This is a genomic window from Azospirillum lipoferum 4B (assembly GCF_000283655.1).
Lineage (GTDB): Bacteria > Pseudomonadota > Alphaproteobacteria > Azospirillales > Azospirillaceae > Azospirillum > Azospirillum lipoferum_C.
Genome location: NC_016624.1, coordinates 1 through 26553 on the forward strand (window position 1 = coordinate 1; position 26553 = coordinate 26553).

A 26553-nucleotide genomic window follows, 5' to 3' on the forward strand; every position below is an offset into this window, starting at 1 on the left:
TGGGAACCAGGTTAATAGTCCTGGGCCTGGCGGAGGTGACGGATGGGAAAGCGTGTATGTCCTTATCGGATTGGACATGCTGTGGACCTGTTCCAGGAAATAGCCCCGCCGTATAGACCGTACCCCAAACCGACACAGGTGGACTGGTAGAGTATACCCAGGCGCTTGAGAGAATGGTGTTGAAGGAACTCGGCAAATTGCCCTCGTAACTTCGGAAGAAGAGGGCCCCGTTGTGGCGCAAGCCATGGCGGGGGGCACAGACCAGGGGGTAGCGACTGTTTACTAAAAACACAGGGCTCTGCGAAGCCACACAAGGCGACGTATAGGGTCTGACGCCTGCCCGGTGCCGGAAGGTTAAGAGGAGAGGTGCAAGCCTTGAATTGAAGCCCCGGTAAACGGCGGCCGTAACTATAACGGTCCTAAGGTAGCGAAATTCCTTGTCGGGTAAGTTCCGACCTGCACGAATGGCGTAACGACTTCCCCGCTGTCTCCAACACCAACTCAGCGAAATTGAACTCTCCGTGAAGATGCGGAGTTCCCGCGGTCAGACGGAAAGACCCCGTGCACCTTTACTACAGCTTTGCAGTGGTGCTAGGGACTTCATGTGTAGGATAGGTGGGAGGCTTGGAAGCCTGGGCGCCAGCCCGGGTGGAGCCAACCTTGAAATACCACCCTTGAAGTCTCTGGCATCTAACCGTGGCCCGTGATCCGGGTCCGGGACCCTGCATGGCGGGTAGTTTGACTGGGGCGGTCGCCTCCCAAAGTGTAACGGAGGCGCGCGATGGTGGGCTCAGAGCGGTCGGAAATCGCTCGTCGAGTGCAATGGCATAAGCCCGCCTGACTGCAAGACTGACAAGTCGAGCAGAGACGAAAGTCGGCCATAGTGATCCGGTGGCTCCACGTGGACGGGCCATCGCTCAACGGATAAAAGGTACGCCGGGGATAACAGGCTGATGACTCCCAAGAGTCCATATCGACGGAGTCGTTTGGCACCTCGATGTCGGCTCATCACATCCTGGGGCTGGAGCAGGTCCCAAGGGTTCGGCTGTTCGCCGATTAAAGTGGTACGTGAGCTGGGTTTAGAACGTCGTGAGACAGTTCGGTCCCTATCTGCCGTGGGTGTCGGAGTTTTGCGAGGATCTGTCCCTAGTACGAGAGGACCGGGATGGACATACCTCTGGTGCACCGGTTGTCACGCCAGTGGCATGGCCGGGTAGCTAAGTATGGACGGGATAACCGCTGAAAGCATCTAAGCGGGAAACCCACCTCTAAACCAGAGCTCCCTTGAGAGCCGTGACAGACCATCACGTCGATAGGAGGCATGTGGAAGGGCGGCAACGCCTGAAGCTAAGCCTTACTAATCGCTCGATCGGCTTGATCTCGACACCACATTACCGCGCCATGCGCAGCAGCAAGCCTGCTAAGGCCCTGCTTGACGCAAGAACCGCAGTTCGATACATCCTCACATCACTTGCACGACAGCGAATGCGCTTCGGAAAGCGTCGGTCTTGAGCCTTGGTGACCTGGTGGTCATGGCGAGGTGTCAAACACCCGATCCCATCCCGAACTCGGCCGTGAAAAGCCTCCGCGCCAATGGTACTGCGTCTTAAGACGTGGGAGAGTAGGTCGCCGCCAGGTCACTCAGGCTCAAGAGACGCCAAACACGAAGCATATACGCTGGCATCTTCGCACATATCCGAAACGCCCCGGCTCGTGAGAGCCGGGGCGTTTTTCGTGTTCCCAGAAGCCGCGCTTACTTCAGGTTCATACAGTTCGCATAATAGGTGACGGTCGCCGGCCAGTCGGAGAAGATGCCCTCGACGCCGACCTGTTGGGCCAGGACATCGACCAGCTCATAGATCATGCCGTCGTTGTTCACGATCCCGTTGATCGTCTTGTAATAATATCCGCCGCCCTTCTGCAGCGGACCCGAGCGTTCCAGCGACCAGGTGATGATCTTCAGTCCGGCGGCCTTCGCTTCCCGGGCATAGGCGGACGGGGCGATCCTGCCATTCTCCACCGTCACCAGCAGCGGCAGCGACGGGGCGATGTAGTTGACGCCCATCTCCTTCAATTCCTTCATCGAGGGCTTGAAGGTGGCCGGATCCATGGGGTTGAAAGTCTTGTCGGTCTCGTCCCGCTCGTCGAGCAGGATGGCCTGCCGGCCGAAGGCCGGCTCTGCCTTGATCCAGTAGAGGACGTCGGACAGGTTGAAGGACTGGGGGAAGACGTCCTCCGGCGGGATGCCCGCGGCCTTGTATTCGTCGATCATCGCCTGGGCATAGTTTTCCTGGGTCCATCCCTCATAGGGCATCGCCACCGCCGGGGACTTCAGTTCGGGCGTGAATTTCAGGCCCTGCGACTTGACCAGTTGAATATACTCGGCATGGGTCATCAGCGTGCCGCCAGCGGCCGCATACAGGTCGGTGCGCCAGGCAGCGGTGCCCTTCATATAGGCGTCGACGCTGGTCGCCTTGCTGTTGGCGGCATCCATCTTGCCGGTCAGGCTCTTGAACTCGGCCAGGGTGATGTCGCTGGTCCGGCATTCGGCCGAGGCCGGCTTGTCGCCGTCGGCGGGGGTGAAAGGCTTGGTGCATTTCCTGGCGAGGTCGGTCGCCAGGATGTTGGTGGTGGTGTGCAGGTCGTTCTGGGCATGACGGCAGACGAGCTGCTTGTCGGCGGTGAAGGCGACGTCGCATTCCTGGATGCCGGCGCCCATCCGGGCGGCCGCCCGATAGGACTGAAGCGTGTGCTCGGGGAACTGCAGGGGCGCGCCGCGGTGGGCGATGGAGAAGAGCTTTTTCTCCAGCGGCTTATCGGCACAGGCCTCCAGCTTCGCCTTCAGCTCGGGATTGCGCAGCTGGTCGATCAGGAAATAGGGGCGGGGGCCGACCTCCACCGGTGCCGCCGAAGCGGCTCCGCCGATCAGCGTGGCGACCATGAGGGAAACCGGTGCGAACAACCTGGGCATTGCGCGTGTCCTTGCGGAGTTTGGGATCCCACATCTGCACGATGTCCGGGCACGGTCTTATGCCGCTTCGATGAAAAATCGATGACGCCGCCGGGCGGCTGGAGCGGCGTCCCGGCCAGAGCTTCCCCCGCCGCCGCTTCATCGGCTATTAACTTGTTTTTGCTGAATTCGGTCATAGTGGTCCGCCCATGCGATGGGGATGGCGGCGGCGTGGGGACGGCGATGGGCGACTCGGACGATCTTTTCGACATCTATCGCAAGGACCACGGCAAGGCGGCTCTGGCCGGTCCGGCGCTCGCCACCGCCCTGGCCGACACGGTGCGGCGCAGCCTCGCGCAGATCGAGGAGCTGTGCGCCGAGGTGAGCCGCGCGCTCGCCCAGGCCCGCTACACGACGAAGCTGGGCCAGACGGTGACCGACCGGTCGAGCTATGTGCGACTCGACCGCCAGTCGGAGAGTTTCCGCGACTATCTGCGGGGCTGGAGCCAGCAGCGGGCCGAGCGCGGCAGCGGCGGCATGCATTGGGAGGCGCAGATCCTCGTCACCGACCATCGGCGGACGACGAAGGAGATCGGGCTGGGCATCGCCTTCGAATGGCCGGTCCAAAGCGCGGAAGGGGAGGGCAGCCTCGCCTTCGTCGAGTTCTGGCCGACGGGCGCCGGGGTGGCGCTGCCGTCGGACGCCCGCGGCTTTCAGCGCGCCCTGGTCGCCTGCATCATCAAGCTGGAGCAGGCCGGCGAACTGGCGAGCGTGAACAGCCGCGGCTGAGTCTCAAAGGCTGGCGTTCAGGCCGGAGGCCGAGAGTTCCACCGGCCGGCGCGCCTGTCCGTCGCGGGCATAGGTGCCGTCGCTGGCCGCCCTTTCCAGCGCGACCAGCAGGTTGCGGTTGATGGTCAGCACCGCCTTGCGCAGGGCGACAAGGCCGGAGGCGTTGGTGGACACCGCCCGTTCCAGCCGGTCGATGCGTTCCAGCGTCATGGCGCGCAGGTCGTCGGGCAGCCGGATGCCTTCGTCGCGCGCCCGCAGGACGGCGCCCTCCAGCTGTTCGGCCATCGCCGCCTTGCGGTGGGCGAAGGCTTCCAGCCGGTCGAGCATGCCGGCGGCGATGCAGGCGGATTCCTCTTCCAGGACGGCGGAGAGAGCCTCCACAGCGTCGAGGAAGTCGCGCACCAGCAGCGCGGTGGCGCCGTCATAGCCGGGATCGGGAGCGGACGGCCCCTCGGCCGGCGCCTGTTCGGCGCTGCGGTCGGGGGCGAATTCGTGGATCAGGTCCTTGAGGGTGACGCTCATGACGGCTGCTCCGGCTGGGTGAGTCCCTGGGCGGCCCCCTGGGCGGCCCCCTGGGCGGCGTAGAGGCGGGCTATCTCGTCATGCGTCATCTTGCCGATGCCGAGCGTGCCGGACTCGGCGATGGCCTTGCCGTATTCCTGCAGCAGCATGCTGCGCCACGGCTTTTCCGCCGGGCCGCCGCCGCCGAACAGCGGGCTTTCGCGCATGCCCGCGAACATGCTCTCCATCAGCTGGCTGACCAGCATCGCCTCGAACTCCTTGGCGACCTTTTCGGCTGCCGCCGGGTTGGGAACGGCCGGTGTCGAGGCCGCGGGGGCAGTCGCGGCTGTGGCGCGGAAGGTGGCTGCGGCGATGTCCATCGTCGTTTCTCGCGGTCAGATGATTTCCAGATCGGCGTGCAGGGCGCCGGCGGCCTTGATCGCCTGGAGGATGGCCACCATGTCGCGCGGCCCCACGCCCAGAGCGTTCAGGCCGTTGACCAGCTGTTGCAGGCTGACATTGCCGCCGACGGTGACGAACTGGCGGCCGTTGCCTTCCTGCACCTGCACGTCGGTGCGCGGCACGACGACGGTCGAGCCGTTGCTGAAGGGCTGCGGTTGCGACACCTGCGGGGTTTCCACCACGCGGACGGTCAGGTTGCCCTGGGTGATGGCGACGCGGCTGACCCGCACATCGTCGCCGATGACGATGGTGCCGCTGCGCTCGTCCACCACCACGCGGGCGATGGCGTCAGGACGGACCGGCAGCTGTTCGATCTCGCCGATCAGGCGCGAAACATTGCCGACATAGCCGCCGGCGATGCGGACATCGACCGTACTAAGGTCCACCACCCGGGCGTTGCCGGCGCCGAGCCGGCCGTTCACCGCGTCGGCGATGCGGATCGCCGTGGTGAAGTCGGGGTTGCGCAGGGCCATGCGCACCGCGCCGACATCGTTCAGGGCGAATTTCAGCTCGCGCTCCACCGTGGCGCCGTTGGCGATGCGGGCGGTGGTGGGAACGCCCTTGGTCACCGTCGCCGCCGCGCCGCCGGCGCTGAAACCGCCGACCGACAGCGGCCCCTGGGCCACGGCATAGGCCTCGCCATCGGCACCCAGCAGCGGCGTCACCACCAGCGTGCCGCCCAGCAGGCTGGTGGCGTCGCCCAGCGCGGAGACGGTGACATCGACCGTGGTGCCCTGGCGTGGGAAGGGTGGCAGGCTGGCCGTCACCATCACCGCCGCGGCGTTGCGGGTGCGCAGGGTCTCGCCGCGGGTGTTGATGCCCAGCCGCTCCATCATCCCCTTCAGGCTCTGCTCGGTGAAGGGGGTGTTGATGAGGCGGTCGCCGGTGCCGTTCAGTCCCACCACCAGGCCGTAGCCGACCAGCTGGTTGCGGCGGACCCCGTCGAAGGTGACCAGATCCTTGACCCGTGTCTGCGCCGCCGCCGGGGCGGGCAGGGCCGACAGGGTGGCGAGAGCCAGCATCAGCCCGGCGGCCAGAGCCGCGGCACGGTTGAGGGCGGGCCGGAGCCGGCGCGGAACGGGGGCCTGGATGCCGGGGCTCATGGCGATGGGACCTAGAGGTAGTTGGTCAGGCGGAGCTTGGCGATGCGCGCGGTGGCGTTGGAGGTGGCGTCGATCTGCGCCTCCAGCTGGCTGATCCGCGTGCTCGCCTCATAGGGATCGACGCCTTCCAGATTGTCGATCTGCAGGCTGAGGATCGACTTCTGCGTCTTGTGCTGTTCGGCCAGGGTGGCGACCTGGGCGCGCTGGACGCCGAGCTGCGCCGTCGCCTCCCGCAGCTTGCCGAGGCCGCCGGACAGCTTGTCGACCGCCGTCCTGATATAGTCGGGATAGGCGTCGACATCCATTTTGGAGGTATCGACCGCCGCCAGCATGTAGATGCCTTCCAGCAGCTCCCGCATCATCGGGTCGTTGGCCTGCACGCCGTAGGCGATGGTGCTGGAATCGGCCGGACGGCCGGCGACGCGGGGGGAGGCGGCGCCGCCGGGCTGGACCGAGGTGGTGCCGGTGTAAAGCCCGCCTTCGAAGGTGTCGGTCAGCGGGGCGGGGGCCGGCGTGGCCGGGTCGCGCACGGCGAACAGATCGTTCAGCCGGGCGATGACCGCGGCGGTCTCCGCCGCCGTCTTCGGCATCTCGCTGCCGCCGGTGGCGGACTGGATGGCGTCGCGGACGATCTGCATCGGTGCGCGCAGGCCCGACTTGTCGCCGTCGACATTGCGCATCGGCGGCCGGTCGAGCGCCGTCCCGGCGAAGAGATAGGCGTTGCCGGCCGACGCGTTCAGCAGCCCGACCACCTGATCCAGCACGCCGCGCGCCCGCACCTGCAGCGAACTGCCGGTCGGCGACTGCTGCCCCAGCCCGGTGGAGGCGGCGGCCAGCAGGTCGGTGCCTGACGCGATGATGCTGGTCATCGCGCTGTCCATCGTCTTCATCCGGCCGTCGAGCAGGTCGGTGGTCTTCACATACTCGTCGGTGCGGTCGAACAGGTTGCGCAGCGCGATGTCGCGGCCAGTGCTGGCGCCGATGGTCGCCGCGACGTCGGCATGGATGCCGGTCGCCACCTCCTCGTTGGCGCGGACCAGCTCCATCTGCTGCCGGGTCATGGTGCTTTGCAGCTTCCGGCTCATCCCCAGCGTGGACAGGGCATTGTACAGCATCGGATCTTACCCCTTGATCTGCAGCAGGATGTCGATCATGCGGCCGGCGACCTGCACCACCTGGGCACTGGCGCCATAGCTCTGCTCGATCAGCAGCAGCTTCTGCATCTCGTCGTCGATGTTGACGCCGTCGCGGTTGATCCGGGCTGACTCCAGCGTGTCGGCGCTGATCTTGCGCGCGTTCATCTCCGCTTCCGCACCGGTGCGGTAGCCCTGCTGGGCCGACACCATGGCGGTGGCGTAGCTGCCGAGCGTCGCGGAGGCCGGCATGTCGGTGGCGGCGAAGCTGCGCGCGGTGGTGAAGACGGTCAGGAACTTGTCGATCTGCGTCTGGTCGCCGGGCTGGAGCGGGGCCGCCGCCTGGACGCCGCTGCGCACCCGCCAGCTTTCCGTCCGCACCGCGTCGTTGACGGCGATGCGCGAGGCAAGACCGGCGGTGGTGCCGTAGGCCGCACCGGCATCGGTGAACAGGCCCGGCTGGGTCGGATCGGCCTCGGCCCCCTGGAAGGCCTGGACGAGGCCGGCGGCCATCTCGTCGAGCTGGGCCAGCGCGCGGGGCATGTCCTGCTTGATGGTCTGGACATAGCCCATGATCCGGCCGCTCTGGATCTCGCTGTCCGGCTTGGCGGACAGGGCGACGCCGTTGGCCATCACCTCGTCCCCCAGCAGCGTCAGCGGCTGTTCGCCGGGCGCCAGCGGGTGGTCGAGCAGGGTCTGGCCGTTGCGGGTCATCACCACCATCAGGCCGCCCTCGCGGCTGTAGGTGCGGATGCCGATCTCCTGCGACACCCGGTCGAGCAGGCGGTCGCGCTCGTCGCGCAGGTCGCCGGCGTCGCCGCCGCGCGCATCCAGATCGGCGATCCGGCCGTTCAGCTCGCTGACCCGCTGCAGTGCGGTGTTCACCGTGTCGACGGAAACCTGCAGGCGGTCGCGGGTGTCGGACCGCACGGTCTGCGCCGCCTCCGCCGCCCGCTTCAGCGAATCGGTCAGCGTGATCGCCTGCGACACCACGGCATTCTGGGCGGCATCGTCCTGCGGCATGCCGTGCAGGCGGGAGAAGGCCTGCTGCAGCTTCGACAGCTGGGTGGAGACCGATTTCTCGTCCTGCGGCTGGCCCAGCACCAGGGCGTAATCGGCAAGCGCCGACGCCCGCGCCTCCTGCCCGGTGTAGCGGCTGGTCTCGAACCGGGCATCGCGGATCAGCAGCTCGTCCACCTTGCGGGCGACGGCGTCCACCTGCACCCCGGAGCCGCGGCCGGCGGTGTTGACCGACGACAGGGCGAGGTCGCGGCGCACATAGCCGGCGGTGGTGGCGTTGGCGAGGTTGTGGGAGGTCATCGCCGCCTGCTGCTGCGTCGTGCGCAGGCCGGACAGGGCGGCGGTGAGGGCGAGTTGGACGCTCATGGCCGGGGCTCCGTCGGGACTGGGCTCAACGCTTCAGGCGGGTGGTTTCTTCCACCAGCTCGTCGGTGGTCCGCACCAGGGTGGCGTTCGACGAATAGGCGCGCTGGGTTTCGATCAGCGACACCAGTTCGGTGGCGATGTCGACGTTCGACTGCTCCAGGGCCCCGCCGACCACGGTGCCGGCGCCGCCCTGCTTGCCGGGGCCCAGCGTCAGCGTGCCGGTGTCGGACCCCAGCACGAAGGTGTTGCCGTCCTGGGCGACCAGACCGTCGGGGTTGGTCACGGTGGCGACCGGAATCTGGTAGAGCGCCTGGCGGGCGCCGTTGTCGTACAGCACCCACAGCTTGCCGCCGTCGTCGATGTCGACCGAGGTGACCTGACCGACCTTGGCGCCGTCGCGCGTCACCGTCGGCACATAGTCGCCGTTCAGCTGGGTGAGGTTGCCGAGGGACATGGTGAAGCTGTCGGCGGTCGGGGTGGCCGGCGAGGTGACGGTGATCCCCGGCATCGGGTCGAGCGGCAGGCCGGCGCCATCCACCGGCTTTCCGGCATTGGGACCGGTGGCGGCGAAGGTCAGCGTCAGCGGCGCGCCGCCCACCGTGTAGCCGGCCGGTCCGGTGGCGGTCAGCGTCCATTCGTTGGGCGTGGCGCCCTTGGTCCAGGTCAGCGACAGATCCAGCGCGTTGCCGAGCGGGTCGTAGAAGGTCGGGCTGGTGGTGAAGCTGTCGCCCGCCGCCGCCTGGGCCGGCAGGTTGCCCGAGAAGTTCATCGTCGTCGTCTTGGATCCGCCATAGACGAGATTGCCGATGTTGACCGACTGCAGGTCGTCGAAGCGGGCGGTGCTGACGTTGGGCAGCGTGCCGTCGGGGTTCAGCTTCCAGGCTTCCAGATACTGGCCGGCGTTGTTGCGCAGGAAGCCGCTTTCGTCGGGCAGGAAGCTGCCGGCGCGGGTCAGCGAATATTCCGGCGTGCCGGAGGACTTGTTGCCGACGACGAAGAAGCCGTCGCCGCTGATCGCCATGTCGGTGGTCGAGCCGGTTCCGAGGATGGTGCCGTCCTGCTGCACCTTATAATGCGTGGTCGACTGCACGCCGCTGGCCGTGTAGGTGCTGCGGGCGCCGGGCGAGGTGACCAGGGTGGAGAAATCCACGGCGGCGCGCTTGTAGCCGACCGTCTGGGAGTTGCTGATGTTGTCCGAGATGGCGGCGAGGCGCGAGCTTTGCGCCGCCATGCCGCTGACACCGGAACGCATAGCGCTGTACAGGCTCATCCTTGGGATCCTCTGGTCAACCGTTGAACAGGCCGTCGAACGGGCCGTCGCTGTGACGACGAACGGAATGGGCGAACGGTAGGGGAGTGGCGCGTCCCGGGATTCTCCACGAAGGACTGACGGGGTTAACGGTATCGAAGGGGTTTTAAAGGCGCTTTAAAAGAAAAAGCGAGCGCTTTTGTTAAAATGCTTGGGGTTTTTATTTGGAAGTTATTTTGTGTTGCCCCCTCCCCATCCCTCCCCCGCGTTCCGCGGGAGAGGGGGCAGGAGCTTTGCGGGAGCGTGGCAAAGGAGTGGCGGAGTTCCCCCTCCCGCGATCGGACCGGCCTTTGGCCGGCCGAGAGCGGGGGGGTAGGGAGGGGGCAAGCACCACGCCTCCTCACCCCGGCCGCCGCAGCAGGGTGATGCTGATCCGCCGGTTGCTGGGGTCGAGCGGGTCGCTGCTGCCGAAATGGTCGAGGTCGGCGCGTCCCTCGACGCGGACGATGCGGCTGCCGGGGATGCCGCTGGCCAGCAGTTCGCGGCGGGCGGCGTTGGCGCGGTCGCTGGACAGTTCCCAGTTGCCGTATCTGGCATCGGGGGCATAGCCGAGAGCGTCGGTGTGGCCGGTGATGCCGATGGGATTGGGGACGGAGGCCAGCGCCGAGGCCACCATCCGCATCAGCCGGCGGCCCTGCTCGTTCATCTGGGCCGAGCCGACCTTGAACATCGAGAAGCGGGCCTGATCGGTCAGCTGGACGCGCAAGCCTTCCGGCACCTGCTGGATCACCAGACTGCCCTGCAGGGCGTTGAGATCAGGCGCGGCGGCGATGCGCTGGCGCAGGTCGCGCTCCAGCGTTTCCAGCGCCACCCGTTCGGTCAGTTCGGCGGATTGGCGGTCGAGCAGCGCCTCCAGCTCCGCCCGCGTCGCGGTGGCGCCGGTGGGCGGAGGTTGGGCTGCTGCCGGTGCGGCGGCGGCCTGTGCCGGTTCGGCGGCGGGGCGCAGCAGGTCGACCGGCGGCACCGGGCTGCCGGCCGGATGCGGCATCGGATCCTTGCGGCCGGCCGGCTGGCGGTCGCTGTCGCCGACCGACGCCACGACCGGCGGCGAGGCGACGGGGCTTGCCTGATCGCCGGCGGCGTTGGGGGTGGTCAGCGAGCCGGTCCTGTCGACCGAGCGGCCGGCCAGCATGCCGTCGGCGCCGGAGTTGCTCTGCGACACCGCGACCGGGTTGAAGTAATCGGCGATGCCCTTGCGCTGCTCGGTGGTGGTGATGTTCATCAGCCACATCACCAGGAAGAAGGTCATCATTGCCGTCACGAAGTCGGCATAGGCCAGCTTCCAGGTTCCGTTGTGCTCCTCTTCCTCATGGCCGCCGAGATGGCGCTTGACGATGATCGGGGGGAGGGCGGTCTTGCGCGGCATGGCCGGTCACGCCGGCTGGCGGGCGTCGCGGGCCTTGGCCTGCGACGACAGTGTGGTGGCGACCTCGACCTCGGCTAGGCTGGGCTGGATGTCGGTGTACAGCACCTTGCGGGCGTATTCGGCGCAGACCTGCGGCGGGCTGCCGCGCAGATAGGCGCAGAGCGCCGCCTTGATGCAGAAATACATGTTCAGTTCCGATTCCCGCCGCTGGCGGGCGGCGCTGGCGATGGGACCGACCATGCCGTAGGACAGCAGCACGCCGAGGAAGGTGCCGGTCAGCGCGCCGCCGATCATGCGGCCCAGCACCTCCGGCGCCTCGCTGATGGCGCCCATGGCGTTGATGACGCCCAGCACCGCGGCGACGATTCCCAGGGCCGGCAGGGCGTCGGCAAGGTTCTGCAGCGCCTTCGGCACCTGGTTCAGTTCGCGGCCCAGCGTGTCCAGCTCCTCCGTCATCAGCGATTCCAGGTCGTGCGGGTTGTCCTGCCCCAGCGCGATCAGGCGCAGATAGTCGCAGAGGAAGGTCATGCAGCGCTCATAGCGCAGGACATTGGGATACTGGGTGAACAGCGGGCTTTCGGACGGCTTGTCGATGTCGGCTTCGATCTGCGACATGCCCTTGGACTTGGCGACGCGCAGCAGGCCGTAGACCAGCGCTATCATGTCGAGATAGTCGTTCTTGGGCGTGCTCCGCCCGCGGGCGATGGCGCCGACGGCGCGCAGCGTGTCGCGCAGGACCGACGGGCTGTTGGCGATGGCGAAGCCGCCGATGCCGGCACCGATGATGATGAGGATCTCGACCGGCTGCCACAGCACGGCCATCCGCCCGCCCATCGCATAGAATCCGCCCAGCACGCTGGCGAATACCGCGATCAACCCGAACATCAAGCGCATGGTTCTCTTCTCCGGAAGTGCACAAGCCGTCGCGACGGGTGGCAACGCGCCGACGACGCTACAGGCCGCCGTTTAAAGCGGCTTTACGGATCGCTGCCCGCAGGTCAGGGCTTACCGCGCCAGTCGCGCGCCAGCCGGTCGAGCGCGGCGGCGGCAGCGAGGTCGCGCTCCACCGACTCCGCGCGCAGCGGGCCGGCGGCCGGCGGCGGGGCCAGCGCGTCGAGCAGCCCGGCCCAGCGGGTGCCCGCCAGCCGGGTCCGTTGCGTTTCGCCCAGGCCGCGCAGCGCTTCGCCGTCGCCGGCCAGATAGGCGGACAGGCCCTGCAGGGCGATATCCTCCGCCGTCGGCTCGGCCCCGGTCGCGGCCAGCTCGGCGAAGGCCTTGCGGGCGGCGGGCCACTCGCCGGCGGCGAACAGGCCCTGGGCACGGAGCCGCGCCGCCTCCGCCCCGGTCAGGCCACGCAGTGCATCGAGCGCCCGCACGGTGTCGCCGTCGCCGAGCAGCGCGTCGGCACGCAGCAGGGCGCGGCGTTCGGCCAGGGCGGGCTCCAGCGTCGGGCTGCCGGTGCCGGTCAGCACGTCCAGCGCCTCGGCCTCGCGCCCGCTGTCGATCAGGGCGCGGGCCAGGGTGGCGCCCAGCTCCGCCCGCTGGGATCCGGTCGCGCTTTCGGTCAGGGCATGCAGGATGCGGGTGGCCTCCAGCGCATAGCCGTCGCGCAGCAGCAGGGCGGCGAGGCGCTGGCGCAGCTTGCCGTCCGGGCTGTCGGCGAGCGCGACCAGCCGGCCGTGCCGGGCCTGCAGCGCCAGCGCATAGAGCCCGCCCGGCGGCGAGCGGTCGAGGTGGTCGAGCACGGCGGCCAGCAGGTCGCGCCCGGCCGCCAGGGCGTCGCGCCCGCGCGCCGTGGCGCCGAAGCGGCGGCCGAGCAGGCCGAAGATGTCGAGCGCCGCGTCGGTCTTGCCGCTGCGGGCATAGGCGCTGCCGAGGGCGGCCAGCGCGTCGGTTTCGATCTCGTCACCGCGCCAGGCGAAGCGCAGGGCCTCCAGCGCGGCGATGGCGCCGTCCTCGTCCAGCCGGCCCAGGCTGCGGCGCAACTCGATGGCGCGCACCTCCGCCCGGCGGGCGAAGGGGCCGCGGCGCTGACCGGCGGCGGCGTCGTACCGCTCCAGCGCCGCGTCGGGAGTCGCCTTCAGCTCGGCCAGCCGGCCGCGGAAGTAATCGAGCCGCCCGTCGGCCATGCCCTTGGAATCGACGGTGATCATTCCCAGCACGATCAGGTTCAGGGCGGCGCTGTCCCCGGCCTCGTCCGACGCGGCGGCCAGCGTGGTCAGCAGGCGGCTGCGCAGGTCGGGCGGATAGTCGAGCAGGCGGCGCAGGGCGATGGGCAACCCCTCCTTCGCCGCCGCCCAGCTGGTGGGGGCGAGAGCGACGCTGCGCCAGACGGTGTGGTCGGGCATGACGCCGGCCGGCAGCTGGACGAACAGGTTGTCGTCCGGCGCGTCCTCGCGGTCGAGCGCGCGGAAGGCGTCGCCGAGAATGCGCAGGGTATAGCGCTGGTCGGGTGCCGGCGACAGGCTGGCCGCCATCTCCAGCGCCGCGCGTCCTTCCTCGTCCATGGCGCGGGCCAGCAGGAAGCGGATCAGCGCGATCTGCGCATCGACCCGTGCACGGCCCTGCGCCGCGCCGACAGCGCGCTGCAGCGCCTCGCGCGTGCGGTTGAAATCGTCGCCGGCCCAGGCGGCGAGGTCCATCGCCGCGATGGGCGGCGGGGCCGGGGGCTTGGGCGGTTCGGCCGCCTGTGGCGCGGGTTTCGCTGTGCGGTCCGGCATGCGTTCGAGCCGGCGCAGCGTGTCCTCGATGCTGGAGCGGACTTCGCCTTCCAGGCTGGCGACGAGGGGGAGGGCTGGGCTGGGCTTTTCGGAACCGGGCAGGATCCCCCTCTCCCCCCCGGGGAGAGGGTCGGGGTGAGGGGGATGCATTGCGTGGCCATCCCGAGAATCCTCGCCGCGCTCCCCCCTCACCCTAACCCTCTCCCCGGGGGGGAGAGGGGATTCCACCGGGAGAGGGAAATTGGCGGGCGCCGCGTTGGCGGTGCCGATGGGATTCAGAGCTTCGGCAATCGTTGCCACACTGGGCGGAGCAAGCGGTGCCGGGGTGGGTTCCGGCCCCGCGGCAACCACCGCCTCCGGCTGCACCTCAAACGGCGCCCTCGGCTTGACTCCTGGCACCGGCGGGCCGCCGACATCGACGATCAGCATCCGGCGTTCGATGAAGCTGGCGACCCGCGCGCCGCAGGGGATCGCCGCGGTCAGGCTGCGACCGTCATCCGCTGTCACGAAATCTGACAAGCGGCGGGAGAAGCTGTCGCGCAGGCTGGCGAGCGGCCAGCGCACCGGATCGGGCGTGCCGATGCGCAGGACGCAGCCGTCGACGACCGCCACCGGCTCCAGCCCCTTCGGCACGGTCAGCACCAGCCGCGAATAGTCGCCATGGTCGCCCAGCTGCGCGCGGACCGAGGCCGCCTGTGCCGGACCGGGCACCGCCAGCAGGGCGAGGACCAGGGTCGAACCGAGAAGCGATGCGGTATCCGGGCGCCGTTTCATCACAGTCGTCTCGCATTTTATCGAAATGATCGCCAAACCTCACCCAAGACCGGAAAGGCACCGGTGGGGTCGGTCCAGGTTGAAACCCGGCTTTAAACTGCATCGTCCAGATTAAGGTGGAGTTCAAAACCGGAGTGTTCGGCGATGGAGAACCAGCTTTACATCGGACTGTCGCGCCAGATGGCTTTGCGGCGGCAGCTGGACGTCGTGGCGAACAACGTCGCCAACATGAATACCGCCGGCTTCCGCGGCGAACGCACCCTGTTCGAGGCGGCGCTGGAGGCCGGCGGGCGCAAGCCGACCGACCGCATCGCCTTCACCATCGACCGCTCCACCTACACCGACCTGCGCGCCGGTGCCTTCACGGAGACCGGCAACCCCTATGACGTGGCGCTGGACGGCGACGGTTTTCTGTCGGTGCAGACGCCGGACGGCGTGCGCTACACCCGCGACGGCCGGCTGCGCCGCGATGCCGACGGCACGCTGGTCGGCACCAACGGCTATCCCGTGCTGGACGACGGCCGCCGGCCCATCGTCATCCCGTCGGACAGCAGCGTCATCAGCATCGGGTCGGACGGGCTGCTGTCGGCCGACGGAAACGTGATCGCCCGCATCGCCGTGTCGCGCTTCGACAATCCGCAGATGCTGAAGCAGACCGGCGACCTGCTGTTCGAGCCGGGCGAGGGCATGGAGGCGCGTCCGGCCCCCGATACCCGTCTGGTGGAGGGCAAGGTCGAACGGTCCAACGTGCAGGGCATCGTCGAGATCGGCCGCATGATGGACCTGACCCGCGATTATCAGGCGGTGACCAGGATGGTGGACGACGGGCAGGACCTGCTGCGCTCCGCCATCAACCGCCTCGGCAAATCCTCTTGAAGCTCCGAAGGAGAGTCCGTCCATGCGCGTGCTCAGCATCGCGTCCACCGGCATGATGGCCCAGCAGATGAACGTCGAGGTCATCTCCAACAACATCGCCAACATCAACACCACGGCCTTCAAGCGCTCGCGCGCCGAATTCCAGGATCTGATGTATCAGGCGGAGCGGCGGCAGGGCAGCCAGTCCACCGATTCGGGCACCATCGTGCCGACCGGCGTCGAGGTGGGGCTGGGCGTGCGGCCGACCTCGGTCAACCGCATCAACACCACCGGCAACCTGACCTCCACCGGCAACGAGCTGGATCTGGCGATCGAGGGGCGCGGCTATTTCAACGTGACCCAGCCGGGCGGCGATACGGTCTATACCCGCGCCGGCAGCTTCAAGCTGTCGCCGGAGGGCACCATCGTCACCGCCGACGGCTTCACCGTCGCTCCCGGCATCACCGTGCCGCAGGGCACGCGCGAGGTGGTGATCAACCGCTCGGGCGAGGTGCTGGCATATGTCGACGGCCAGAACCAGCCGGTCAACCAGGGCCAGCTGGCGATGACGGTGTTCGTCAACGATTCCGGCCTGGAAGCGCTGGGCGACAACCTGTTCCGCGCCACCCCGGCGTCGGGCGAGCCGCAGGACGGGCTGGCGGGTCAGGCCGGCTTCGGCACCATCCGCCAGAAGTACCTGGAATCCTCCAACGTCAACGTGGTGCAGGAGATCACCGAGCTGATCTCTGCCCAGCGCGCCTACGAGATGAACGCCAAGGTGATCGAGGCCGGCGACCAGATGGCCTCCACCATGACCAACATGCGGTGACGACGGTGATGCGATCCATCCGCCGGCCCCTTGCCGTTCTGCTGCTTGGGACCGTCCTGGCCCTGCCGCTGCAAGCCGCCGCAGGTCCGGTCGAATCCCGGCTGGCGGAGGAGCTTCTGGCCTCGCTCGGCCCGTCGGTGCCGGCCGACGCCCAGGTGGCGGTCACCCTCGGCCGGCCCTTCGACGGCAGGCTGGACGCCGTGCGCGACATCAACCTCGATCCCCGCACCGGGACCTTCCAGGCTCGCATCCTCAGCGACGGCCGGATCGTGGAGCTGAACGGCAGGGCCGAGGTCGAGGTGGCGATGCCTGTGCCGGTCCGCCGCATCCGGCCGGGCGAGATCATCGAGGCGGCGGACCTGACCACCGTGCGCCTGTCGCTGGACCGCGCCGGATCGGGGTTCATCTCGTCGGCCGACGCGCTGATCGGCCTGTCGCCGCGCCGCCAGATGCCGGCCGGCCGGCTGATTCAGGTCGGATCGGTGGGCGCGCCCATCGTCGTCCAGCGCAACCGGCCGGTGACGTTGGTTTACGAGGATGGCGCCCTGGTTCTGGCGGCGCGCGGACGTGCCCTGCAGGAGGGCGGCGTCGGCGACGTCGTCCGCGTCATGAACATCGCCAGCAGCACCATCGTCACCGGGACCGTCACCGGCGCGGAAACCGTTTCCGTGAATGGCCCGCGCATTCCGCAACGACCGTGAATAGTGGCCGCGCGGCCCTGATCGACCCATAAAAGGGAGCTTCCGTCATGCGCACCGCGCTCGTCCCCATCCTGCTGCTCTCGGTTGCGACCGGAGGCTGCGCGCGGCTGTCCGATATCGGCAGCGCTCCCACCCTGTCGGAGATCTCCAATCCGGCGATGCAGCCGGAGGCGCGCGTGATCTCGCTGCCGATGCCGCAGCCGTCCATGGCCGAGCAGATCCCCAGTTCCCTGTGGCGCACCGGGTCGCGCGACTTCTTCCGCGACCCGCGCGCCAAGTCGGTGGGCGACCTGCTGACGGTGGTCATCGACATCTCCGATCAGGCGCAGCTGCGCAACAGCACCCAGCGCGGCCGCACCAACAACGAGAAGGCCGGGCTGCCCAACTTCTTCGGGCTGGAAAGCCGCCTGCCCGCCGTGCTGCCCGATGCGGTCGATCCGTCCAACCTTGTCGATCTCGACAGCTCCAGCACGTCGAGCGGCAACGGCACCATCCAGCGCAACGAGCGGATCGCCATGCGTGTCGCCGCGGTGGTGACCCAGGTGCTGCCGAACGGCAACTTCGTGATCGCCGGCCGGCAGGAGGTGCGGGTGAACTACGAGCTGCGCGAGATGCGCATCGCCGGCGTCATCCGTCCCGAGGACATCAGCAACGCCAACACCATCGAATACGACAAGATCGCCGAGGCGCGCATCACCTATGGCGGCCGCGGCCAGATCACCGACGTGCAGCAGCCGCGCTACGGCCAGCAGGTGCTGGACGTGATCCTGCCTTTCTGACATCCGGCTTTACTGGGGAATCCGCACCATGAAAGCCGTCCTGCTGTTCGCCGTGGCCGCCGCGCTCGCCTTTGCCGGCGGCTACGGCTTCGGGCGTTTCGAGGCCCCGCAAGACACCGCGGCCACCGGCCAGCCCGATGCCGGGGCGTCCATCGCCGGCGGCCCGTACTATGTGGAGGCCGGGCAGCTGGTCGTGCCGATGCTGGAGCGCGGCCGCACCGTCGCCTTCATCCTGACCCAGGTGACGCTGGAGGCGTCCAGCGCCGACGACGCGCTGCTGGTGCGCCGCCGCCTGCCTCACGCGCGCAGCGCCATGCTGGAGGCCCTGTTCGACCTCGCCGGCCATGGCCGCTTCAACGGCCCGTCGGTCGATCCGCAAGGCGTTGCGACCGCTCTGCTGGCCGGCGCCAACGGCACCCTGACCAGCCATGAAAGCGCCCAGCCGGTCCGCGCGGTGCTGATCGACCGGCTGCTGCGCCAGGACAATACGCGGTCGTGATGACCGGAGAGACACCCTCTCCCGCCCCGGGAGAGGGCGTGCCACACCTCACGACGCCGACAGCACCGCTCCGGAATCCACCGTGGCGCCGTTCTTCAGCACGAACTTGGTGGCGCCGTCGACGCTGCGCACCTCGGCCACCGTGTCGGTGACGACGGTGGCGGTGTTCAGCGTCTTGCCGTCCTTGTCCTTGGCCGTCACCCGCAGGGTGTAGAGGCCGTCGGGGGCGGTGCCGCCGCTGGGTGTCTTGCCGGTCCAGCTGAAGACCTGGCGGCCGGTCTGCAGGGCGCCGGGCGTGCTGTAGACCACGTTGCCGGCGGCGTTCAGCACGTCCAGCTTCACGGAAGCCGGCTGGCCGTCCACCGTATAGGCGGCCTCCGCCTTGCCGCCGGTCAGCGACAGCTGGTTCGATTCCACCTCCACCTTGCGGCCGAGCAGGGCCATGTCCATGCGCATGCCGCTGCTCTTCAGCGTGTCGAGCACCTTGCCGAGCGTGTCGTTGGAGCGCATCGACTGCTCCACCGTGGACAGCTGCGCCAGCTGGGTCATGAACTGCGAGGCATCCATCGGCGCCAGCGGGTCCTGGTTGCGCAGCTGGGCGGTCAGCAGCTTCAGGAAGGATTCGTAATCGACCGTGGGCTTCTTGGACTCGTCGGCGGACGCCGCGGCGGTCTTTGCGGTGGCGGCGGTGACGCCGGTGCCGGGGGTGGTGGTCATGGCGGGAGGGGCTTTCCTGTTCAGACGGTAACGTCGACCAGCCCGTCGATCGGGCGCATCGGTCTGTCCGCGACGGGTTCGGGACTGGCTTCGGATTGGGCCTGAGCGCGCCAGCCGGCGGTGGCGCGGCCCTGGTCGGGAGCGGCGAAGCCGCGCGACTGCCCATCGTCCTGCAGCGAGAATTGCAGGCTGGCATTGTCGAGCGACAGACCGGCATCGCCGAGCGCGCGTTCGAGCTGTTGCAGGTCGCGCCGCAGCAGGGCCAGCGTGTCGGCCTGTTCGGCCTGGACGGTCAGCGAAACCTTGCCGTCGCTGACGTCGGCGACGACGCGGATGCGGCCGAGCTCCGCCGGGGCGAGGTCGATGTGGAACTCGCCGCCGCCGGATTCGAGCACGCGGACCAGCGGAGCGGCCAGCTGCGCCATCGCCGGACTGTGCGCCGTGGCGGCCCGGCCCGATGCGGCGGCGGCGGCATATTGCGTGGCGGCCTGGGCGGGCAGGGTGGGCAGGGCTTCGAAGCCGGTCGCGGCGGTGCCGCTGCCGGCGCTGGCGGTGGACTGTGCGCCGAAGGCGGGGGCCGGTTCAGGAGCGATGGGGGTGGCGATTGCATCGGCGGCGGGCTGGGCCGTCCGGGGAGACGCCGCGGCGCTGACGGGCTGGTCCGCCTTGTCGGCGGCGGCCGGCCGGCCGGTTCCGCGGGCGGAGCGGATCGCGGTCCGAGGATCGCTGCTCTCGTCGCGGCGGTTGGCGCGCCCGTCCGGGTCCGCGTCGGCGGCGACGGTGGGGGCTGGAATGGCTGCGGTCGAGGCGGTCGCCTCTGTGGGAACGGGCGTGGACTGCGGGAAAGCGGGGTCTGCCGCGCTCTGGCCCGTGGCGCACTGAGGGGCTCCTTCGGCGCTTGCGCTCTGTGTCGTGCCCTCAGGCGTGGGGGCACCGGTTGCGGACGGTTCTACCGGCTGCTGCGGAGCGGCAGCGTTCCCCGTGGTCCGGTTGCCGTTTCCTGTTGCGGAAAGAGCCTGCTGCCCTGCCGGCGGTACGGCCTTGCCCTGATTGGGTTCCGGCGTGGTGGGCACGGTCTGCGACGCCGCCGCGGGCGGCGCAGCCGGGATGGCGGCGACCATCCAGGGCATCAGCGGGGCGTCGGTGCTGCCGCCGGGCTGGACCGCCGGCTGGACGACCGCCTGGATAATCGCGGACTGGGCGGCGGCGGGGCTGTCGGGCGTCGGCTCCTTGCGTCTGCGCAGACGGTCGGGGCGCGTCGCGGCCTCGTCGGGGTCCCCCTCCGCGGTGTCGTCCACCAGGCTGGAGAAGTCGCCGTCGCGGGCATCGTCGCCGGCGGATCCGCCGCGCTGAGACGGGGCAGGGCGGGGCGGTGCCGCGACGGCATCGGGCATGCTGGTCATGGCGCTCAATTGGTCAGGGTGGGGCGCGGCACGGCGGTGGCGGCGGTGACGGGGATCGTGGCCCCGACCGCAGCCGGAGCCGCCTTGCGGTCGCCGGGCAGGGCGCGGCGCTGCAGGATCAGCCGTGTCACCTCGCGGGCCTTGGCGTCGGCCATCTCGGCCAGGATCGGGGCGGCGCGCCGTTCGGTGATGCGGTCCAGCACGTCGACGACCATGTCGGTTTCCATGTCCGTCAGGATGCGCGCGGCGTCGCGCGGCTTCATTGCCTCGTAGATCGCCACCATGCGCTTCAGGTCTTCCTGCTGCAGGGTGGAGCGCTGGGTCATCAGCGCCTCGACCTCACGCTTCACGCCGTTCAGCCGCTGGATCTGGGTGCCGACGCGCGCCTCGGTGGCGGCGAGCACCGCTTCGGCCTCGCGCAGGCGGTTCTGCCGGCCGGCACTGTCGGCCTTCTGCTCGTCGATGGCGGCGCGCAGAAGCGGGTCGGTGCAGCTGGGCGGAGCCAGCGCCACCGGCGGCGGCGCCTCTGCGACCGGTGTCGAGACCGGCAGGGGAGCGGGGACCGGTGCCTGTGCAGCCGCCGCCTCGGCGGCCTGGGCGTCGGTGGCCTTGGGATCGGTGGCTTTCAGGTCGGTCGCCCACGGGCGTTCATGGGCGCCGAATTCGCGGTCGAACTGCTGGGCGATCACCGGGAAGCCGTCGACCAGGGCGCCGAGTTTCAGCGGCAGGACCATCAGGACGGCGACCAGAGTGATGGGGAGGATGCGCGGAATCATGCCGACGCCTCCGATCCCACGGTGCGCAGCCGCGCGTAGAAGGCATTGGCCGCGGCCTTCGCCGGGGCGGATGGGGCCGTGCCGGTGGGGGCCGTGCCGGTAGTGGCGGGAGCGGCAGCGTCGTCAGTCTGGCCGGCGACGGCGCGCAGAGCCGTTTCGAGCGCCTGGAACTCGCCCTTGTCGACCTCTGCCGCTTTCAACGCCGACAGCATCGGAGAAGCCGGTGCGGCCTCGGCATCGGCCCGTTTGGCCATGCCGCCTGCGTCGACCCCGGCATCAGGGGCGGTATCTTCCGGTCGCGCCCGGCTCCGGCCGGCGCGCGCGGCGCTCCCCATGGCGCCCTCATCCAGGCGGCGCAGCAGGGCGCGGGCATGCTGGACCGATTCCTCCATGCGGGCGGTGGTGCGCTCGCAGGAACCGAGGATCAGCGCCATGTCCTCCTTCATGCCCTTCGCGCGGTCCAGGTCGTCGGACAGCCGCGCGGCGATCTCCGTCGCCGAGGCCACCATGCGCTTCATCGAGGCGTCGGTGTCGTCGATCGACTTGGAGAAGGTCGACACCAGGGCGTTGATCTCGGATTGGCCGGTTCGCAGCAGCTTCAGCCGCTTGTTGACGATGACCAGATAGGCGGTCGCCGTGACCAGCATCACCGCCAGGGCCGCGTCAATGAGAAAGGAGACCATCGATCAGCTCCTGCTTGGTGTCGAGATCGGTGTCGATCTTCACCGCGATGTTGTCGTTGCGCTGTCCCATGTGCCCGGCGAACAGCGGGATGGTCTTGCTGAAGACCAGGACGGTCTGATCCGGGCTGATTCGCAGCTTCAGCGACTGGCCCTTCTGCCAGGCCAGCACCTCGCCCAGCGGCACCTTGGTCTCCGCCAGCACGGCGACCAGCTCCAGCTTGGAGCGCATCAGCTCGTTCTTCAGGTGGCTTTCCCACACCGTGTCATGGCCGAACTTCTCGCCCATGAACATCTGCACCAGCTTGCCGCGGACCGGCTCCAGCGTGGCATAGGGGATGACGATGTCGATATGGCCGGTCCGGCGCTCCACCTCCACGGCAATGCGCACGCGGATGATGGCGTTGGTGGCGCGGGTGATGGTGGCGAATTGCGGGTTCACCTCCAGCCGGTCGAAGACGAAATCGACCTGGGCCAGCGGATCGAAGGACTGCCCCAAATCCTGGAGCACCACCTTCATCATCCGCTCGGTCATCTTGCGTTCGATGGAGGTGTAGGCGCGCCCGTCGATCCGCCCCGGCCGCGACCGCCGTCCGCCCAGCAGCACGTCCATCATGCAATAGATCAGCGCGCTGTCGATGGACACCAGCATCTGGTTGTCCCACGGTTCGGCGCGGGCGACGCCGATCAGGGCCGGCAGTTCGATGGTGTCCTGGAAATCGGTGTAGCGCAGCCATTCGATCTTCGACAGTGACGCCTCGACGTTGGTCGACGCGAACTGGCGCAGCGAGGTGTTCAGCATCCGCACCATGCGGTCGAACACCACGTCCAGCATCGGCAGCCGGTCCTTGTTGACCGTGGTCGAGCTGACCAGCCGCTGGATGGCGCTCATCTCCGGCCCGCCGCCTTCAGGCGCGCCGAAATTCAGCAGCCGGTCGATCTCCTCCTGGCTCAGCGTCTTGGTCTCGCCGGACAGGTTGGCCATCGCCTCGCCCATCGCTCCGGCTGCCGGGGCGGCCATGGGAGCGGCGGGCGGGGCGGGCGGATCGGTCTGCTGTGCGGCGGCCAGTTCCCATGCGGCGTCGGACCAGTCCGCGGCCTCGTCGGGGATCGGCTGGGGAGCGGCCATGGATGGGGCGGTCGGGGCAGGGGTGTCGGTCATCCGGTGCCTCTGGAGGTCGCTATTGCGTGAGCAGGCTGCGCAGCAGGACGTCGGTGACGACCTCCTGCCGGCCGGCGGGATCGGACAGGATCAGGTTGAAGCGGCGCTTGATCTCGCTGCGCAGCCGGTGCAGCCCGGCCGATCCCTCCAGGTCGTCCTGGTCCAGGTTGCGCAGGAACTCCTGCAGGCTGTCGGTGAGCTGCGGCATCGCGCGCTCCAGCCTCTCGCGGTCGCGGTGGGCCGCGGTCAGGGACAGGCCGATCTTCAGGAAGCGGGAGGGCGTGTCGCGCCGCAGATTGACCACCAGTTCCGGCATGTCGACCACGCCGTCGGCCGGCAATGCCTCCGTCGCCGCGGGCCACAGCCGGTCCAGCGCCTGCGGGCCGGCGGCCATCCAGTATCCGGCGATCCCGGCGGCCAGAACGGCCCCCACCGCCATCAGGCCCGCGGCAAGGCGGGCGAGCGGCAGGGCGATCACCAGGATGCGTCCCGATCCGCGCAGGCGGTTCAGGACTTCATCCCGGACCGCAGCCGTCCCCGCCATGCCAAATCGTGTAATCATCGCTCCATCCCGCCGGCGATTGCCGAAAATTTTAGTAAAGCTGGTATTCGGTAAGATTTGAGGCGCTTTGTCTTCGGAGTGCGCGCCGTTTTTTACTCCGCTTAAAAGTCGCCCCGTTAGCGTGAGGGGGTGCGCAGGGCGAAGACTAGGCCCGCCGATTTTCAGAAACTTTAAAGGTGCGGGGAACCGTGGACAGTCTGATCGACACCTTGCGGTCGTTGGGGCGCGGTCGGCTGCTCGTGCTGGCGGGGACCGGGCTCGGCATCGTCCTGGCCGTCGCCGGCATGGCGCTTCTGCTGTCGCAGCCGCACATGACGCCGCTCTACAGCGGCCTGGAACCGGTGGAAGCCGGCCGCATCGCCAAGGCGGTGCAGGAGATGGGCGTGCCGGTGACTGCCGGCTTCGACGGAACGACGATCAGCGTGCCGCAGTCCGAAGTCTCCCGCGTCCGCATGGCGCTGGCGGAAAAGGGCCTGCCCGCCCAGGGCGGCGTCGGCTACGAGCTGTTCGACACCGACAAGCCGCTCGGCATCACCAGCTTCATGCAGCGCATCAACCGCCTGCGCGCCATGGAAGGCGAGCTTGGCCGCACCATCGAGACGCTGGCCGGGGTCGAGGCCGCGCGCGTCCACATCGTCCTGCCGGAGCGCGAGGAGTTCTCGCGCAGCGCGCCGAAGCCGACCGCGTCGGTGGTGGTGCGCATGCGCGGCCGGGCGGCGATGGACCGCAAGCAGGCGCTTTCGATCCGCCATCTCGTCTCCGCCGCGGTGCCGAACCTGAAGCCCAGCGCGGTGACGGTGATGGATTCTTCCGGCGAGCTTCTGCTGACCGAGGATGACGGGCCGGGGTTGGCCTCGGCGCGCACCGACGGCATGCGCGTGGCGGCCGAAACCCGCGTCGCCCGAGCGGTGGAGCAGATGCTGGTCGCCCGGCTCGGCGCCGGCAACGTCCGCGTCCAGGTCGCCGCCGAGGTGGAGACCAAGCGCGAGGTGGTGCGCAGCCAGACCTTCGACCCCAACAGCCAGGTCGTCCGCTCCACCCAGACGGTGCAGGAACAGGAGCGCGCCCAGGACAGCAACGGCGAGCCGCCGGTCACCGCCGAACAGAACCTGCCGCAGCGCGACGTGCGCGCCCAGCCGCAGGGGCCGCAATCCTCCAACGACAGCAAGCGGCAGGAGGAGACCGTCAATTACGAGATCTCCAACGTCAGCCGCGAAACGGTGATCGAGCCGGGCGACGTCCGCCGCCTCAGCGTCGCCGTGCTGGTCAACGGCACCTGGAAGACCGCCGCCGACGGCACCCGCCAGTACGAGCCGCGCAGCGCGGAAGAACTGCAGCGCCTGACCGAGCTGGTCCGCTCCGCCATGGGCTTCAGCGAGGCGCGCGGCGACCGGGTGACGGTGGACAATCTGGAATTCGTCGATCTGGCGCCCGACCTGACGCCGCGCCCACTGAGCGACGAGATCGCCGAGACGCTGAGCCGCAACGTCATGACGCTGATCCAGTGGGTGATCCTGCTGGTGCTCTCCGCCCTGGTCATCCTGGTCGGCCTGCGTCCGCTGATCCGCCGCGTCTTCCCGGCGCCGGAACCGGCGGTGGCGGAACCCCCGGCCTTGGCCGCGCCCGCAGCCGCTGCCATGCCGCAGCTGACCGGCCCGGCCATGGCCTCGGCCGCCGCGGCCGGCGGCGGTTCGGCGCTGGCCGACGGCGGGGAAGGCGATTCCGCCGCCCTTGCCGCCGCATCGATGGCGCCGCAGCTGGGCATCGAGGAGACCATGGACCAGTTGATCGAACTGCGCACGGTGGAGGGCCGCGTCCGCGCCTCCTCCATCCGGCGGTTGGGCGAGCTGGTCGACCAGTATCCCGACGAAGCCATCGATATCCTGCGCTCCTGGCTCTATGAGGAGGTGGCGTGATGGCTGCCTACCCGCGCTACCGCTTCGACCACGGCTTCGGCGCGCCCGTCCCGGCGGCGGAGCCGGAGGTGATGGAGGCGGCCGATCCGCTCGACCGTCCCACCCTGTCGGAGCGCGAGCATTGGACCGCCCTGGCCGAGGCCCGCGCAAGCGCGCTGGCCGAGGGTCTCGCCCAGGGCCGGGCCGAGGGCGAACGCGCCGCCTGCGGGCGGATCGAGGCGGAGCTTGCCGTCACCCTCGACCGGCTGGCGCAGCAAATGGCGGCGCTCGACGCCGACCATGCAGCCCTGATGGAAAGGCTGGAGGCCCAGGGCGCCTTCGTGCTGGTGGCGCTGGTTCGCCGCATGGTGCCGCAGCTGCTCGATCAGGTGGCGAGGGAGGAGGTGGAGCGGCTTGCCGCCGAGGCCCTGCGCGCCGCCGGCCAGTCCCCGGTTCTCACCCTGCGCCTGCACCCGTCGCTCTGCCCTCCACTGGAAGAACGGCTGGCCGGGCAGACCGTGTTCCGCGGCCGCATCGACATCCAGGGCGACCCGTCGCTCGCCGTCGGCGCGCTGGAGGCGAATTGGGGTGCCGGCTCCGTCCGCCGCGATCCCGCCGCCTTCGAGGCCGCCGTCGCCGCACTTGCCGACCGTGCCGTCGCCGCCCTGATGTCGGCGCTGTCCCCCGACATGACCTGAACGATCCGAAGCGAGAACCCTCATGCCCCCTTTGAATCTCGACATGCTCGACGACGATCCCAAGCAGGCCGAGAAGGCCGCCGAGAAGTTCGGCGAGAAGCCTTACGACGGCCCGATGAACGCCATCTACAACGTGCCGGTCGACGTGCAGGTCGTGCTCGGCCGCACCAGCATGCTGGTGGCGCAACTGCTGAAGCTCGGCCGCGGCGCGGTGCTGGAGCTGGAGCGAAAGGTGGACGAGCCGGTGGAAGTGCTGGTGAACCACCGCCTCGTCGCGCGCGGCGAAGTGGTGATCGTCGAGGACCACCGGCTGGGCGTCACCCTGACCGAGATCGTGCGGACGGAGCTGGAAATCGACTGAGGGGGAGTTAGACCCCCACCTATCCTCCCCCGCTGGGCGGGGGAGGGACTGCCGCCGCTCTCCCGCACAAGCACTTGCTCCCTCCCCCGCCCAGCTCTCGCACAAAGCTTCGCTTTGTGCTGACGCGACAGGCGGACCGTAGG

Annotated in this window: 25 protein-coding genes, 1 rRNA gene and 1 other annotated feature; of the genes, 10 read left to right on the plus strand and 16 right to left on the minus strand. The window is 69.0% G+C overall.

Annotation, left to right across the window (positions count from 1 at the left end; genetic code table 11):
* Nucleotides 1-1382, plus strand: a sequence feature (23S ribosomal RNA rRNA prediction is too short).
* Between the two features lie 140 nt (nucleotides 1383-1522).
* Nucleotides 1523-1638, plus strand: a 5S ribosomal RNA gene (gene rrf / locus AZOLI_RS27105).
* A gap of 115 nt (nucleotides 1639-1753) precedes the next feature.
* On the opposite strand, the gene AZOLI_RS27110 is transcribed toward rrf, so the two are convergent.
* Nucleotides 1754-2971 carry a glycerophosphodiester phosphodiesterase family protein gene (locus AZOLI_RS27110; RefSeq protein ID WP_014249849.1) on the minus strand — a complete coding sequence of 406 codons (1218 nt, stop codon included), beginning with the start codon at nucleotides 2969-2971 and terminating at the stop codon, nucleotides 1754-1756.
* A 222-nt stretch (nucleotides 2972-3193) separates the two neighbouring features.
* Between AZOLI_RS27110 and AZOLI_RS27115 the strand changes: the two genes are divergently transcribed.
* Complete coding sequence (locus AZOLI_RS27115; RefSeq protein WP_014249850.1) at nucleotides 3194-3739, plus strand: hypothetical protein; 546 nt, start codon at nucleotides 3194-3196, stop codon at nucleotides 3737-3739.
* Between the two features lie 3 nt (nucleotides 3740-3742).
* Here AZOLI_RS27115 and AZOLI_RS27120 read toward each other — a convergent pair whose 3' ends face one another.
* From AZOLI_RS27120 to AZOLI_RS27160, 9 genes are all read right to left on the minus strand, one after another.
* Nucleotides 3743-4261 carry a hypothetical protein gene (locus AZOLI_RS27120; protein ID WP_014249851.1) on the minus strand — a complete coding sequence of 173 codons (519 nt, stop codon included), beginning with the start codon at nucleotides 4259-4261 and terminating at the stop codon, nucleotides 3743-3745.
* Entirely contained in the window at nucleotides 4258-4620 is a 363-nt protein-coding gene (locus AZOLI_RS27125) for a rod-binding protein (RefSeq protein WP_014249852.1), read from the minus strand. The genes AZOLI_RS27120 and AZOLI_RS27125 overlap by 4 nt, the downstream gene beginning before the upstream one ends.
* A gap of 15 nt (nucleotides 4621-4635) precedes the next feature.
* Nucleotides 4636-5805 carry a flagellar basal body P-ring protein FlgI gene (locus tag AZOLI_RS27130; RefSeq protein WP_014249853.1) on the minus strand — a complete coding sequence of 390 codons (1170 nt, stop codon included), beginning with the start codon at nucleotides 5803-5805 and terminating at the stop codon, nucleotides 4636-4638.
* A gap of 11 nt (nucleotides 5806-5816) precedes the next feature.
* Nucleotides 5817-6920, minus strand: a complete 1104-nt coding sequence (locus tag AZOLI_RS33715) for a flagellin (RefSeq protein WP_014249854.1) — start codon at nucleotides 6918-6920, stop codon at nucleotides 5817-5819.
* Nucleotides 6921-6926: 6 nt separating this feature from the next.
* Nucleotides 6927-8324 carry a flagellar hook-associated protein FlgK gene (gene flgK, locus AZOLI_RS27140; protein ID WP_014249855.1) on the minus strand — a complete coding sequence of 466 codons (1398 nt, stop codon included), beginning with the start codon at nucleotides 8322-8324 and terminating at the stop codon, nucleotides 6927-6929.
* A 25-nt stretch (nucleotides 8325-8349) separates the two neighbouring features.
* The gene (locus AZOLI_RS27145; protein WP_014249856.1) at nucleotides 8350-9594 is read right to left on the minus strand and encodes a flagellar hook protein FlgE; all 1245 of its coding nucleotides are present in this window, start codon (nucleotides 9592-9594) and stop codon (nucleotides 8350-8352) included.
* Between the two features lie 379 nt (nucleotides 9595-9973).
* A complete protein-coding gene (locus tag AZOLI_RS27150; protein WP_014249857.1) occupies nucleotides 9974-10999 on the minus strand; it encodes a flagellar motor protein MotB in 1026 nt (341 codons plus the stop codon).
* A gap of 6 nt (nucleotides 11000-11005) precedes the next feature.
* On the minus strand, nucleotides 11006-11893 hold the full coding sequence (motA, locus tag AZOLI_RS27155) for a flagellar motor stator protein MotA (RefSeq protein ID WP_014249858.1): 888 nt from the start codon (nucleotides 11891-11893) through the stop codon (nucleotides 11006-11008).
* Between the two features lie 104 nt (nucleotides 11894-11997).
* The gene (locus AZOLI_RS27160) at nucleotides 11998-14493 is read right to left on the minus strand and encodes a hypothetical protein (protein ID WP_014249859.1); all 2496 of its coding nucleotides are present in this window, start codon (nucleotides 14491-14493) and stop codon (nucleotides 11998-12000) included.
* Between the two features lie 144 nt (nucleotides 14494-14637).
* Here AZOLI_RS27160 and flgF point away from each other — a divergent pair, with 144 nt between their 5' ends.
* The 5 genes from flgF to AZOLI_RS27185 are packed head-to-tail and all read left to right on the plus strand — an operon-like array spanning nucleotide 14638 to nucleotide 18156.
* Nucleotides 14638-15369: a flagellar basal-body rod protein FlgF gene (gene flgF, locus AZOLI_RS27165; RefSeq protein ID WP_014249860.1), complete on the plus strand. Its 732-nt coding sequence runs from the start codon at nucleotides 14638-14640 to the stop codon at nucleotides 15367-15369.
* Between the two features lie 22 nt (nucleotides 15370-15391).
* Nucleotides 15392-16177, plus strand: coding sequence for a flagellar basal-body rod protein FlgG (flgG, locus tag AZOLI_RS27170; protein WP_014249861.1), 786 nt, complete (start codon nucleotides 15392-15394; stop codon nucleotides 16175-16177).
* An 8-nt stretch (nucleotides 16178-16185) separates the two neighbouring features.
* Nucleotides 16186-16878 carry a flagellar basal body P-ring formation chaperone FlgA gene (gene flgA / locus AZOLI_RS27175; protein WP_162488475.1) on the plus strand — a complete coding sequence of 231 codons (693 nt, stop codon included), beginning with the start codon at nucleotides 16186-16188 and terminating at the stop codon, nucleotides 16876-16878.
* Nucleotides 16879-16925: 47 nt separating this feature from the next.
* On the plus strand, nucleotides 16926-17657 hold the full coding sequence (gene flgH / locus AZOLI_RS27180) for a flagellar basal body L-ring protein FlgH (RefSeq protein ID WP_014249863.1): 732 nt from the start codon (nucleotides 16926-16928) through the stop codon (nucleotides 17655-17657).
* Nucleotides 17658-17685: 28 nt separating this feature from the next.
* Nucleotides 17686-18156 (plus strand): hypothetical protein, encoded by a 471-nt coding sequence (locus AZOLI_RS27185; protein WP_014249864.1) that lies wholly within the window; start codon nucleotides 17686-17688, stop codon nucleotides 18154-18156.
* 48 nt (nucleotides 18157-18204) lie between these two features.
* Here AZOLI_RS27185 and AZOLI_RS33720 read toward each other — a convergent pair whose 3' ends face one another.
* The 6 genes from AZOLI_RS33720 to AZOLI_RS27215 are packed head-to-tail and all read right to left on the minus strand — an operon-like array spanning nucleotide 18205 to nucleotide 23456.
* On the minus strand, nucleotides 18205-18873 hold the full coding sequence (locus AZOLI_RS33720) for a flagellar hook assembly protein FlgD (protein ID WP_014249865.1): 669 nt from the start codon (nucleotides 18871-18873) through the stop codon (nucleotides 18205-18207).
* A gap of 20 nt (nucleotides 18874-18893) precedes the next feature.
* Nucleotides 18894-20276, minus strand: coding sequence for a flagellar hook-length control protein FliK (locus tag AZOLI_RS30585; protein ID WP_014249866.1), 1383 nt, complete (start codon nucleotides 20274-20276; stop codon nucleotides 18894-18896).
* A 5-nt stretch (nucleotides 20277-20281) separates the two neighbouring features.
* On the minus strand, nucleotides 20282-21052 hold the full coding sequence (locus AZOLI_RS27200) for a MotE family protein (RefSeq protein ID WP_014249867.1): 771 nt from the start codon (nucleotides 21050-21052) through the stop codon (nucleotides 20282-20284).
* Nucleotides 21049-21735, minus strand: a complete 687-nt coding sequence (locus tag AZOLI_RS27205) for a DUF6468 domain-containing protein (RefSeq protein ID WP_014249868.1) — start codon at nucleotides 21733-21735, stop codon at nucleotides 21049-21051. The genes AZOLI_RS27200 and AZOLI_RS27205 overlap by 4 nt, the downstream gene beginning before the upstream one ends.
* Complete coding sequence (fliM, locus tag AZOLI_RS27210; protein ID WP_014249869.1) at nucleotides 21716-22894, minus strand: flagellar motor switch protein FliM; 1179 nt, start codon at nucleotides 22892-22894, stop codon at nucleotides 21716-21718. The genes AZOLI_RS27205 and fliM overlap by 20 nt, the downstream gene beginning before the upstream one ends.
* 19 nt (nucleotides 22895-22913) lie before the next feature.
* Nucleotides 22914-23456 (minus strand): flagellar basal body-associated FliL family protein, encoded by a 543-nt coding sequence (locus tag AZOLI_RS27215; RefSeq protein WP_244442691.1) that lies wholly within the window; start codon nucleotides 23454-23456, stop codon nucleotides 22914-22916.
* Nucleotides 23457-23644: 188 nt separating this feature from the next.
* On the opposite strand from AZOLI_RS27215, the gene fliF reads away from it, so the two are divergent.
* Genes fliF through fliN form a run of 3 tightly spaced genes read left to right on the plus strand, consistent with a single transcriptional unit; the run spans nucleotide 23645 to nucleotide 26410 of the window.
* Nucleotides 23645-25372, plus strand: coding sequence for a flagellar basal-body MS-ring/collar protein FliF (gene fliF / locus AZOLI_RS27220; RefSeq protein WP_014249871.1), 1728 nt, complete (start codon nucleotides 23645-23647; stop codon nucleotides 25370-25372).
* Nucleotides 25372-26049 carry a FliH/SctL family protein gene (locus AZOLI_RS27225; protein WP_014249872.1) on the plus strand — a complete coding sequence of 226 codons (678 nt, stop codon included), beginning with the start codon at nucleotides 25372-25374 and terminating at the stop codon, nucleotides 26047-26049. Before fliF ends, AZOLI_RS27225 begins: the two co-directional genes overlap by 1 nt.
* 22 nt (nucleotides 26050-26071) lie before the next feature.
* Nucleotides 26072-26410 (plus strand): flagellar motor switch protein FliN, encoded by a 339-nt coding sequence (fliN, locus tag AZOLI_RS27230; RefSeq protein WP_014249873.1) that lies wholly within the window; start codon nucleotides 26072-26074, stop codon nucleotides 26408-26410.
* The last annotated feature ends 143 nt before the right edge of the window (nucleotides 26411-26553 follow it).

What these genes read in the sequence shown, in the direction of transcription:
- AZOLI_RS30585 (WP_014249866.1), bottom strand. Translation starts at nt 20,276, where the DNA reads ATGACCAGCATGCCCGATGCCGTCGCGGCACCGCCCCGCCCTGCCCCG.
- AZOLI_RS27125 (WP_014249852.1), bottom strand. Translation starts at nt 4,620, where the DNA reads ATGGACATCGCCGCAGCCACCTTCCGCGCCACAGCCGCGACTGCCCCC.
- AZOLI_RS27150 (WP_014249857.1), bottom strand. Translation starts at nt 10,999, where the DNA reads ATGCCGCGCAAGACCGCCCTCCCCCCGATCATCGTCAAGCGCCATCTC.
- flgF (WP_014249860.1), top strand. Translation starts at nt 14,638, where the DNA reads ATGGAGAACCAGCTTTACATCGGACTGTCGCGCCAGATGGCTTTGCGG.
- AZOLI_RS33715 (WP_014249854.1), bottom strand. Translation starts at nt 6,920, where the DNA reads ATGCTGTACAATGCCCTGTCCACGCTGGGGATGAGCCGGAAGCTGCAA.
- AZOLI_RS27215 (WP_244442691.1), bottom strand. Translation starts at nt 23,456, where the DNA reads ATGATTACACGATTTGGCATGGCGGGGACGGCTGCGGTCCGGGATGAA.
- AZOLI_RS27200 (WP_014249867.1), bottom strand. Translation starts at nt 21,052, where the DNA reads ATGATTCCGCGCATCCTCCCCATCACTCTGGTCGCCGTCCTGATGGTC.
- AZOLI_RS27115 (WP_014249850.1), top strand. Translation starts at nt 3,194, where the DNA reads ATGGGCGACTCGGACGATCTTTTCGACATCTATCGCAAGGACCACGGC.
- fliM (WP_014249869.1), bottom strand. Translation starts at nt 22,894, where the DNA reads ATGACCGACACCCCTGCCCCGACCGCCCCATCCATGGCCGCTCCCCAG.
- AZOLI_RS27130 (WP_014249853.1), bottom strand. Translation starts at nt 5,805, where the DNA reads ATGAGCCCCGGCATCCAGGCCCCCGTTCCGCGCCGGCTCCGGCCCGCC.
- flgG (WP_014249861.1), top strand. Translation starts at nt 15,392, where the DNA reads ATGCGCGTGCTCAGCATCGCGTCCACCGGCATGATGGCCCAGCAGATG.
- AZOLI_RS27120 (WP_014249851.1), bottom strand. Translation starts at nt 4,261, where the DNA reads ATGAGCGTCACCCTCAAGGACCTGATCCACGAATTCGCCCCCGACCGC.
- AZOLI_RS27160 (WP_014249859.1), bottom strand. Translation starts at nt 14,493, where the DNA reads ATGAAACGGCGCCCGGATACCGCATCGCTTCTCGGTTCGACCCTGGTC.
- flgK (WP_014249855.1), bottom strand. Translation starts at nt 8,324, where the DNA reads ATGAGCGTCCAACTCGCCCTCACCGCCGCCCTGTCCGGCCTGCGCACG.
- AZOLI_RS27110 (WP_014249849.1), bottom strand. Translation starts at nt 2,971, where the DNA reads ATGCCCAGGTTGTTCGCACCGGTTTCCCTCATGGTCGCCACGCTGATC.
- AZOLI_RS33720 (WP_014249865.1), bottom strand. Translation starts at nt 18,873, where the DNA reads ATGACCACCACCCCCGGCACCGGCGTCACCGCCGCCACCGCAAAGACC.
- flgA (WP_162488475.1), top strand. Translation starts at nt 16,186, where the DNA reads ATGCGATCCATCCGCCGGCCCCTTGCCGTTCTGCTGCTTGGGACCGTC.
- AZOLI_RS27225 (WP_014249872.1), top strand. Translation starts at nt 25,372, where the DNA reads ATGGCTGCCTACCCGCGCTACCGCTTCGACCACGGCTTCGGCGCGCCC.
- AZOLI_RS27185 (WP_014249864.1), top strand. Translation starts at nt 17,686, where the DNA reads ATGAAAGCCGTCCTGCTGTTCGCCGTGGCCGCCGCGCTCGCCTTTGCC.
- AZOLI_RS27205 (WP_014249868.1), bottom strand. Translation starts at nt 21,735, where the DNA reads ATGGTCTCCTTTCTCATTGACGCGGCCCTGGCGGTGATGCTGGTCACG.
- flgH (WP_014249863.1), top strand. Translation starts at nt 16,926, where the DNA reads ATGCGCACCGCGCTCGTCCCCATCCTGCTGCTCTCGGTTGCGACCGGA.
- AZOLI_RS27145 (WP_014249856.1), bottom strand. Translation starts at nt 9,594, where the DNA reads ATGAGCCTGTACAGCGCTATGCGTTCCGGTGTCAGCGGCATGGCGGCG.
- motA (WP_014249858.1), bottom strand. Translation starts at nt 11,893, where the DNA reads ATGCGCTTGATGTTCGGGTTGATCGCGGTATTCGCCAGCGTGCTGGGC.
- fliN (WP_014249873.1), top strand. Translation starts at nt 26,072, where the DNA reads ATGCCCCCTTTGAATCTCGACATGCTCGACGACGATCCCAAGCAGGCC.